General features: G+C 33.6%; 2 protein-coding genes. One reads left to right on the top strand and one right to left on the bottom strand.

All coding sequences use genetic code 11. The features are described from left to right. Nucleotides 1-334: SMI1/KNR4 family protein (locus tag ACFILT_RS06715; protein WP_375679784.1), on the top strand; the 334-nt coding region annotated here is incomplete at its 5' end. A gap of 1,062 nt (nt 335-1,396) precedes the next feature. Here ACFILT_RS06715 and ACFILT_RS06710 read toward each other — a convergent pair. Further along, nucleotides 1,397-3,953, bottom strand: a 2,557-nt coding sequence (locus tag ACFILT_RS06710) for a type ISP restriction/modification enzyme (RefSeq protein ID WP_375679783.1), incomplete at its 5' end; no start/stop codon positions are given.

Below are 3,953 nucleotides of genomic sequence, written 5' to 3'. Positions count from 1 at the left end.
CTCTTCCTATAAGAATTTTTTAAAAAATTATGGAGGAGGAGAAATTGGAGGTGAAGAAATATTCAGTATTTATGAAATCTGTGCAGGTATTCCTGCTGGTGATATTGTTTACCGAAATTTGCTCGATAGAAGAGATGGCTTTACGGACCCCAAACAACTTGTTATCTGCACAACTGATTTTGGTGAAACCTTTTATTTTGATTATAAGCAGTTTCGGGATGCTGAATGCCCACTCTATCTCAAGTATACATCTGAAGATTCTGAATATTACGCAAGTAATTTTTATGAATTTCTCTGCAAAAGAATTAAAGAGTATGCAGGGGAAGATTCATGAAAACTTATACCTTAGATGATGTTATACAACTAGTTGATAAATAGAATAATTGCGATTTATTGCTTGTTATGAAAACATCTAAAAAGAGATTGATCATTATAAAGATTAGAAAAATCCCTTTTAATAGACCGTGTCAGTGTTGTCAGTTCTTTTTAGAGCCTATATTATTTTTTTAATGAGAGAAAATTAAAATCAATATATTTCAATAGGTTATAATTTTAATGATGCAACCTTTATTAAAAGACAACCCATAAATTCAATTCATAATATATATTTGTCAGTTATGTGTCAGTAAATTGAACTGACAAAATAGATTATTTTAGTGAGTGATTAAAACGTGCTTTATGAAAAGCGTATGAAAGTAAAAACTGATTACGTTATCAAAATTCCTTTAATGAATTTTTATCAATTTATTTAAATAGATAACCTTATGATTTTAGTGAGTGATTAAACCACGTCTTAAAAAAACATGTGATCCTTTAAAGCCTTTCAAAAGAAACGGTTTATGATCATAAAAATGCTATTAAGACTATTATGGTTATGAGTTTAGGGGGGTATGGGGGTTTTTGGGGGTCTTTTTACCCCCCACTTTATATATATTTTTTAATCCAAAATAAAAGTTATTATATTTCAATAAGTTAATCTTTCAAATAAACAACCCATATTACACACAACACGTAAATACAATCTGTAATATATATAAAAAGGATTTTTGAAGGTATTTTGAGGGTGTGAGAAACCTTCAAAACCTATAAGTAATATAAGAAAATGAATATACATAACTCTGTTTAAACAAAGCTATCATTTTAGATTACGGTATAACCTCTTAAAGGCAATGTAAAAAAATTTAATTCACTTTAGATAGGGTTTCTTAAAAGTCTTAAAGGCAATCCAAATAAGAGTATCTAAAAGTGCAAGTTTCTTCTTTTTAGAATAACGCATATAAGCACTCTTTTTAAAGATTGTATGTAATCAACTTAACAAGAGAGGTATAGATTATGGTTATAAGCTCTATACCCCTTGTGAATTTAGCATGCCTATCATGTGAACATGCTTTATAAGTTATTCAGTTTCTCTTAGTTCTAATTTTGGTAGGTTCTTAACGATTTTCATTGTCTCTAAACTTACGGTAATAACCCTCTGAAATAACTCTAGAGGGTAGGCAGGGTTGCCAATGGTTTCAACAGCATAACGATTGGCATCATTAACAATGCCACTCTTTTTATCAGTCTTTACGCATTGACGCCCCATAACCCATTCAAGAGCGGGTTTACCATTGACGATATACGCATAAGCTTCAAGAGGTATATCTGTTATTGTGATATTGTTATTATAAATAACAGTGGTTTTATCTTTCTCTTTACCTGCTTTTGCGAATTTCATTTCAGTCACATAATAGAATTTTTCGAGATTAGAGATTTCTGTCTGTTTTGGATTACCCTTTTTAAAGATCACGGGATAAGGCTCTACATCTTCATAGTTTACGTGCAAATGACCGAGTTCACGCCCAGCTGTTACAAACTTCCAAAAATCATCAGCACTCTTTACGCAAGGAATGCGAGGTAATTCTTTGCATAAATTATCAGCATAACGAGCACGGTAATCTTCTGAATGTAAAATCCCATAAACATAATAGAACAAATCATCTTTAGTGATAGTTTCATTAGGATAAGCGGCTTTAAAATGTTCTAGCCCCTCATCAGTAATAGCATTACGCCTCTGTAAACCAGCTGTTGTGTTTTTCTCCGTAGAATGCGTAAATAAATGGGATTGTTTCTCACTTTTACTTTTTGAAACCGTAGTATCTTCGTAAATATAGCGTGGAAAACATTGACCTTTTTCTATTGAATCTAAATTAGGCAAAGCTTTAGTCATCAATACAGAAAAGTCTTTCTTTGCTCCTATACCTGTAATTTGTATCACCTTATTATCAACCGCTTGTCTTATCGGGAATATACGCGGCATTTGATAAACTGCTTCATTAAAGACGCTATTGTAATAAAGCCATTGTTGTGTAAAAGGACGGTATAGGCTTTGAATAAGGCATTTATCTTCAAATTCGGAAAATTTACCTCTTAATAATTCTCTCTTAAGAGTACTGCTCCAACTAATCTTTCTTACATCGGAATTGACGAAATCATTCACGACCTTTGCACGTGCTGTACGATCAGCATGTGAATAGGTATTATTTAAACGTTTTACCTCATTATTATAGAAGGCAGTCATGTTATTCATATTTTTCTTTACAGATTCACGGCTTGAGTTATACGTCCAAGCATCACGATTGGTTGAAACACCAAGAGAATAAGTTTCAAAGAGCTTTTTATCATGCCCCTTTTTGATACCCATAGCTAAGAATGTTTTGAAACTGTCATCACGTTGATCAAACCAATCACTGTACTTATCTGGTGTAATTATTTGCCAACCTTGTTTGCTCCGTGTAATACCATCAATGCTACCAAGAGACTCTATTATTATAAGCTTTTCTTTTCTCGTGAGATAATCTCCAATATCACGAAAATATATCTTACCACGCTGTTGAGATTCTGGATTTTTAACCAAAATAGAGATAGCTATGGGAGCTCGAGATCCTTCACCAAAAATGCCACCACTTTCCTTTTTACGTTGTTCTCCAGAAGTCCGTGCATTCCCCCGTAAATGGAAAATATAAAGGCTGCTAAATTCTTCAACGAGGCATTTGCGTAAACCATCCATAGAATGTCCAGTAATAAAACCGGCATTTGTGACAAAGCCGATTACCCCAGCATTATCAATACGGTCACTAGCCCAGCGGATAGCGCGGATATAACTATCATATAACTTTTGCGTACTAGTTGCTTTCGATTTAGCTATATAAGTCTCACGAATACGATCATCTAATATGGGATAAGATATATTGGGATTATTATCGTTTTCATTCTTTTGTCCTACCGAATAAGGAGGGTTACCAAAGATAACTTTAATATCCAGTTTCTTTTGATGCTCTAAATATTCACTGTTTTCCTCTAGTAAACCTTTCATCAAATCTTGTTTTTCAAGCATCCGAAACGTATCAGCCAAACCAATATGCTTGAATGGGATATAATTCCCTTTCATCAAACTATGATAGGTCGATTCAATGTTAATCGCTGCTATGTAATAAGCCAGTAAAACAATCTCATTGGCATGAATATCATGACGGAATTTATATTCCATATCCTCTGGTTTGATGAGATTGGATTGTAATAGCCGCGTGATAAAAGTACCCGTTCCGGTGAAAGGATCGAGAATAGAGACACCCCGTGACCCTAAGCTTTTGCCAAATTCATTGCGCAACACATCATCAACAGAATGAATGATAAAATCAACAATCTCAACGGGCGTGTAAACAATTCCAAGCTTATCCGTGGTTTTCTTAAATGCCTTGGCAAAAAAACTTTCATAAAGTTTGATAATAAGATTCTGTTTTGCATGAGTTTCCGTAATGCCTGCTGTACAGAACATGACACTTTTGTAGAATTTATCAAGATCTTTCGTTTTCTCTTCGATATTGGTTTTATCCAGTTCCGTTAAGATCTTGTCCATTGCTTGTGAAATGGCATTGTTCTGTACAAATTCATTGCCTTCAAACAAGGCTTCA

It is taken from the genome of Bartonella sp. AP7XZML (assembly GCF_042195745.1).
Classification (GTDB): Bacteria; Pseudomonadota; Alphaproteobacteria; order Rhizobiales; family Rhizobiaceae; genus Bartonella.
This window is presented reverse-complemented; position numbering and strand designations above follow the sequence as displayed.